Raw genomic sequence first — 6,104 nt, 5'->3', positions numbered from 1 at the left:
GAAAGAACATGTCCTCCTTGGCCTTGGTGTACTGCTCCCACCGGATCCGCGATTCCAGATCCATCGGAGACAGTTTCCACTGTTTCATCGGGTCGTGAATCCGCATGAGGAACCGCAACTGCTGTTCCTCGTCGGTGATCGAGAACCAGTATTTCAGCAGGATGATGCCGGACCGGACCAGCATCCGTTCGAATTCCGGAACGTCCTGAAAGAACTGCTCGACCTGATCCTCGGTGGCAAAGCCCATCACCCGTTCGACTCCGGCCCGGTTGTACCACGACCGGTCGAACAGCACGATCTCGCCCCCGGCGGGCAGGTGCGGCACGTAGCGCTGGAAATACCATTGGCTCTGTTCGCGCCGGTTGGGCGCCGGCAGCGCGACGACCCGGGCGACCCGCGGGTTCAGGCGCTGGGTGATCCGCTTGATCACACCCCCCTTGCCGGCGCTGTCGCGCCCCTCGAACAGAATGCAGACCTTGGCGTTGGTGTGCTGAACCCAGTCCTGAACCTTGATCAGTTCGGCCTGCAGACGCAGCAGGTTGCGGAAATACACCTTGCGGTCCAGCATGTCGGGATGCTGTTCCCGGTAGATCCGCCTGACCTCCATCGAGAGCATCGGTTCGCTGAATTCGATCTCGATGTCTTCGTCCAGCGTGTCCTGAAGCTCCGCTTCCAGCCAGTCCTGCGCCGCAGTGTCGTGTTCGTATGCCAATTTCTGCTCCTTATTTCCGGTCGCCCCGCGAACTTACCCGAGGCGTGTAAACCCGGGGTGTCGGACCGGTCTGTTCCCCTGCCAGGGGCTTGACCGCTAGAAACCGCGCTGGCCGATCCAACCGCGCAAGGCGAAATATCTGAGTTTTGAATGTGTACCTCAAGCCACCGAGATACAAGCACTCGATACGGCCTGGCGCGGAATGCGCGGACGTGCCACGGGCGGGCCGGGTCAGACCGGCAGGGCCGTGGTCTTGAACACGGTCCGGAGCGCGAAGGAACTCTGCATCTGCGCGACGCCCGGCAGGCGCGACAGATACTGGCGGTGGATGCGGGCGAAGTCGTCGGTGTTTTCGGCCACCACCTTGAGAATGTAATCGGCGGAGCCGGCCATCAGGTGACATTCCAGAACGTCCGGGATGCGCGCCACCGCCTTTTCGAAGGCTTCCAGTACCTCCTCGGCCTGCCCCTGCAAGGTGATTTCCACAAAGACCGTCGTCGGCACCCCGAGCTTTCGCGAATCCAGCAGCGCCACGTAGTCTCGGATATACCCGTCTGCCTCCAGCCGCTGAACGCGCCGGTGGCAGGCCGAGGGCGACAGGTTGACCTGTTCGGAGAGTTCCGCATTGGACATCCGGCCCTTCTTCTGAAGGGCTGCGAGAATCCGTCGATCGGTTGCGTCGAGGCTCATGCGCGCACACCTGTTGCATGGTTCTGTCACTTCTTCGAAGTTTATCCCGCAGATCACCCAAATGGCGAGCAGGGTTTCACAGAAATTGCAGCGGATACTGCCCATAATTTGAGCAGTTTGTGAATGGAGATCACGAAAATGAAGATCGGGTGCCCCAAGGAAATCAAGCCACAGGAGTTCCGCGTCGGCATGACGCCGAACGCCGCGCACGAGGCGGTCGCGCACGGCCACGACGTGCTCATCGAAACCAAGGCCGGCCTCGGCGCCGGATTCGACGACGCGGCCTACGAGGCCGTCGGCGCGCGGATCGTGGATACGGCCGAAGAGGTTTTCGCCACCGCCGACATGATCGTCAAGGTCAAGGAGCCGCAGGCGGTGGAGCGCAAGATGCTGCGCGAAGGCCAGTTGCTGTTTACCTACCTGCATCTCGCGCCGGACCCGGATCAGACCCATGACCTGCTGGCCTCGGGCTGCACGGCGATCGCCTACGAGACCGTGACCGACGCCAATGGCGGCCTGCCCCTGCTGGCGCCGATGTCCGAAGTCGCCGGCCGTCTGGCGCCGCAGGTCGGATCCTGGACGCTGCAAAAGGCCAATGGCGGCCGCGGCGTGCTGATGGGCGGCGTGCCCGGCGTTGGCCCCGCCAAGGTCGTGGTGATCGGCGGCGGCGTCGTCGGCACCCATGCGGCCAAGGTCGCCGCCGGAATGGGCGCGGATGTCACCGTGCTCGACCGGTCGCTGCCGCGCCTGCGCTATCTCGATGATGTGTTCGGCGATACCTTCAAGAACCAGTATTCCACCGCCGGGTCCACCGCCGAACTGATCGAGACCGCCGACATGGTGATCGGCGCGGTTCTGATCCCGGGCGCGGCGGCGCCCAAACTGGTACGCCGGGACCAGCTTGCGACCATGAAGCCCGGCGCGGTGCTGGTGGACGTGGCCATCGACCAGGGCGGCTGTTTCGAAACCTCCAGGCCCACGACACATGCCGACCCGATCTATGACGTGGACGGCATCATGCATTACTGCGTGGCCAACATGCCGGGCGCGGTCGCGCGCACCTCGACCATCGCGCTGGGCAACGCCACCATGCCGTTCATGCTGGCGCTGGCCGACAAGGGCTGGAAACAGGCGTGCCTGGACGATCCCCACCTGCTGGACGGGCTGAACGTCCATGCCGGGCAACTGACCTACTATGCCGTCGGCAAGGCGCTGGGGATCGACGTGGTGTCGCCGAACGTGGTGGTGAAATCCTGAGACGCGGGGGCTCCCGCCGCTGACCGCGCCCCCTGGCGGGGCCGCGATCCAGCGTTGGGCCGGGCGCCGCGCCGATGGCGCGGCGCCCGGCCCAACCGGAGGAATGGCGCGCAAGCGCCGTGACGACGGGCGGGAGCGCCTCAGCCCGCCTTCTGGATCTCCACCGAATGCGGGTAGGGAATCGAGATGCCCTTGGAGTCGAAGGCTTCCTTGACCGCCTTGGTGATCTCGAATTTCAGATCCCAGTAATCCTCGGCCTTGCACCACAGCCGCGCCGTCAGATCGACCGAACTGTCGCCGAGATTGGTCACTTTCACCCACGGTTCCGGATCGTCGAGAATCCGTGCATCCGCCTTGGCGACCTCCAGGATGATGTCCATCGCCTTGTCCGCGCTGTCGCCGTAGTCGATGCCGAACACCAGATCGACGCGTCGCGTGTCATGCGCCGAGAAATTGGTGATGATCGACCCCCAGGCCTGCCCGTTGGGCACGATGATCTGCACGTTGTCGGGCGTCACCAGTTCGGTGGTGAACAGGTTGAGGTCTTTCACCGTGCCCGCGGTTCCGCCGATATCGACATACTGGCCCAGCTTGTAGGGCCGGAACACCACCAGCATCACGCCGGCGGCAATATCGCTGAGCGTGCCCTGCAACGCCAGGCCGATGGCCAGCGACGCGGCGCCGAGAATGGCGACGATGCTCGTCGCCTGGATCCCGAAGATGCCCAGCACGGCCACCAGAACCATGGCCAGGATCACCCATTTCACCATGCTGGCGGCGAAATTGCCCAGCGTCGGGTCGATCTGCGGCGTGGCGTTGATCCGGTTGCGGACCATGCGGCCCACGGCTCCGGCCACGATCCAGCCCAGAACGATGACGATCAGCGCCTTGATGGCGTTCAACAGCAGCGGCGCGAATTCGCCCGCCTGGTTCACGATGTCGTCCACGATTGTCTCCCTTGTCCCAATGTCTCGTTCACAATTGCCTATGGCCGCGGATAATCAAGCCCCTCCGTCCGGCCGTCCAGGTGCATCGCAGCCGGGTTTTCCCCCTGTCTGTTCGCCAGAAAACAGCCGCTGACCGGTGCCGCACAGTTGCCATGGTGCAATTCCTCCGATTGATACCTAGCTTGAATGGCAGCCAGAACAGGAGAAAACCATGCTGGACAGCGCGACCTTTCCCATCATGAGCCGTTGGCCCGCCACGCACCCCGACCGGATCCAACTCTATTCCTACCCCACCCCCAACGGCGTGAAGGCGTCGATCATGCTGGAAGAAACCGGCCTGCCCTACGAAGCGCATCGCGTGACGCTTGCCGATGCGGATGTCAAAAGCCCCGAATTCCTGTCGCTGAACCCCAACAACAAGATCCCCGCCATCATCGACCCCGACGGCCCCGACGGCGCGCCGATCGGCCTTTTCGAAAGCGGCGCGATCCTGCTCTATCTGGCGGAAAAGTCCGGCAAGCTCCTCGGCGCGACCGCAAGCGACAAGCATCGCGTCACACAATGGCTGATGTTTCAGATGGGCGGCATCGGGCCGATGTTCGGTCAGCTCGGGTTCTTCCACAAGTTCGCCGGCAGCGAGATCGAGGATCCGCGGCCCCGCGAACGATACATCAATGAGGCCAGGCGCCTCCTGGCGGTCGTGGACGGCCAACTTGCCGGAAGGGACTGGATTGCCGGCGACTATTCCATCGCCGACATCGCCATCGCCCCGTGGCTCAACGCGCTGGAGTTCTACGGCGCAAAGGAGGTCGTCGGCTGGGACGATCACCGGAACGTCACCGCCTATGTGGACCGTTTCCTGCAGCGCCCGGCGGTGCAGAAGGGCATGGTCACGCCGCCGCGGGCGTGATCGCCGCCGCCACTTTTTCCGCGATCATGATGGTGGGAGCGTTGGTGTTCCCGCCGATCAGCGTCGGCATGATCGACGCATCCACGACGCGCAGCCCCTCGACCCCGTGAACCCGGGCCTCAGGATCCACGACCGCCATGTCATCCCGCCCCATCTTGCAGGTTCCGACCGGGTGATAGATCGTGTCGGCGCGGTTGCGAATGTCGGCCTCCAGCTGTTCCTCGCTGCCGTCATGCGGATAGAGCCGCTTGCCCCGCCACGGTTCCAGCTGCGGCGATTCCAGAATGGCCTCCATCTGCCGCGCACCCTTCTTCAAAAGGTCCAGATCGCGCGCATCGCTCAGGAAGGCTGGATCGATCCGTGGAGCATCCGTCGCCCGCGCCGAATTCAGCCCCACATGCCCCCGGCTGAACGGCCGCAGCACGCAGGCATGGCACGAGAACCCGTAGCCGAGGTGAATCTTGCGCATGTGATCGTCGACGATGCCGATGACGAAATGCAGTTGCAGGTCCGGCCGGGGCTGCGACGGATCCGATTTCAGGAACGCCCCGCCTTCGGCAAAGGGCGTCGCGAACATCCCGCTCCCGTCCCGGCGCCAGGCCAGGCCCGCCCGGATCAGGTCCAGCGCACCGCCCGGTGACAGGCCCACGACATCCTTGCGCTTCGACTTGTAGCTGATGACGTAATCCAGGTGGTCCTGCAGGTTCTGCCCGACCCCCGGAAGCTCGTGCACCACGTCGATGCCGTGTTGGGCCAGTTCCTCCCGCGGGCCGATCCCGGACAGCAGCAGAAGCTGCGGCGAGCCGAAGGCGCCACCCGACAGGATCACTTCGCGGCGCGCGCCCACCCGCTCGGTGGCGCCCTTCCTGCGGATCTCGACACCGGTTGCCCGTTTGCCGTCGAACAGCACGCGCTCGGCCGTCGCCTTGGTCAGCACGGTCAGGTTCGGCCGGTCGCGGACCTCCCGCACATAGGCCGCCGCCGCCGAACACCGTTCCCCCTTGTGCGGCCCGTCGTGGAACTGCGTGACCTGGTACAGGCCCGCGCCTTCCTGTTCCGGGCCGTTGAAATCCGGGTTCCTGCGCACCTGCTGCTGGACGCAGGCTTCGACAAAGGCATGGGTGATCGCGCGGGGATCGGACTGATCGGAGACCTTGAGCGGCCCGTCGGACCCGTGCAGGTCGTCCGACCCGCGAACGTTCCCTTCGGCCTTCCGGAAATAGGGCAGGACGCTGTTCCAGTCCCACCCGTCACAACCCAGATCGGCCCAGTGGTCGTAATCCGTCGGATGCCCGCGCACATAGAGCATCGCGTTGATGGCCGAGGAGCCGCCCAGCGCCTTGCCGCGCGGATGGAACCCCTGCCGTCCGTTCAGCTCCGGCTGGGGCACGGTCTGGAACGCCCAGTTGTTGATCCTGGGCCGGCCCGAGATCATCGCGACCACCAGCGCCGGGGCACGGATCACCAGATCCTCGCCGCTGCCGCCGGCCTCGATCAGGCAAACGGACACGTCCGGGTTTTCGCTCAGGCGCGCGGCCATGACGCAGCCCGCCGACCCTCCGCCCACGACGACATAGTCGAATTCCAT

General features: G+C 64.7%; 6 protein-coding genes. 2 read left to right on the top strand and 4 right to left on the bottom strand.

Annotated elements, in window-relative coordinates:
• Positions 1-712 (bottom strand): polyphosphate kinase 2 (ppk2, locus tag AC2FNJ_RS17210; RefSeq protein WP_496765914.1); only part of this gene is annotated, 712 nt, incomplete at its 3' end.
• A gap of 231 nt (positions 713-943) precedes the next feature.
• A complete protein-coding gene (locus AC2FNJ_RS17205; protein ID WP_496765913.1) occupies positions 944-1,402 on the bottom strand; it encodes an Lrp/AsnC family transcriptional regulator in 459 nt (152 codons plus the stop codon).
• Positions 1,403-1,540: 138 nt separating this feature from the next.
• On the opposite strand from AC2FNJ_RS17205, the gene ald reads away from it, so the two are divergent.
• Complete coding sequence (ald, locus tag AC2FNJ_RS17200) at positions 1,541-2,659, top strand: alanine dehydrogenase (RefSeq protein WP_496765921.1); 1,119 nt, start codon at positions 1,541-1,543, stop codon at positions 2,657-2,659.
• A 140-nt stretch (positions 2,660-2,799) separates the two neighbouring features.
• On the opposite strand, the gene AC2FNJ_RS17195 is transcribed toward ald, so the two are convergent.
• Positions 2,800-3,606 (bottom strand): mechanosensitive ion channel family protein, encoded by an 807-nt coding sequence (locus AC2FNJ_RS17195; protein WP_496765912.1) that lies wholly within the window; start codon positions 3,604-3,606, stop codon positions 2,800-2,802.
• A gap of 211 nt (positions 3,607-3,817) precedes the next feature.
• Here AC2FNJ_RS17195 and AC2FNJ_RS17190 point away from each other — a divergent pair, with 211 nt between their 5' ends.
• Positions 3,818-4,516 (top strand): glutathione S-transferase family protein, encoded by a 699-nt coding sequence (locus AC2FNJ_RS17190; protein ID WP_496765910.1) that lies wholly within the window; start codon positions 3,818-3,820, stop codon positions 4,514-4,516.
• Here the strand turns inward: AC2FNJ_RS17190 and AC2FNJ_RS17185 are convergent.
• Positions 4,497-6,104, bottom strand: a complete 1,608-nt coding sequence (locus AC2FNJ_RS17185; protein WP_496765919.1) for a GMC family oxidoreductase — start codon at positions 6,102-6,104, stop codon at positions 4,497-4,499. The genes AC2FNJ_RS17190 and AC2FNJ_RS17185 overlap by 20 nt on opposite strands.

The organism is Ruegeria sp. BHSB196 (assembly GCF_059613135.1).
This window is presented reverse-complemented; position numbering and strand designations above follow the sequence as displayed.

Coding starts and splice junctions, on each gene's coding strand:
- AC2FNJ_RS17185 (WP_496765919.1), bottom strand. CDS start 6,104: ATGGAATTCGACTATGTCGTCGTGGGCGGAGGGTCGGCGGGCTGCGTC.
- ald (WP_496765921.1), top strand. CDS start 1,541: ATGAAGATCGGGTGCCCCAAGGAAATCAAGCCACAGGAGTTCCGCGTC.
- AC2FNJ_RS17205 (WP_496765913.1), bottom strand. CDS start 1,402: ATGAGCCTCGACGCAACCGATCGACGGATTCTCGCAGCCCTTCAGAAG.
- AC2FNJ_RS17190 (WP_496765910.1), top strand. CDS start 3,818: ATGCTGGACAGCGCGACCTTTCCCATCATGAGCCGTTGGCCCGCCACG.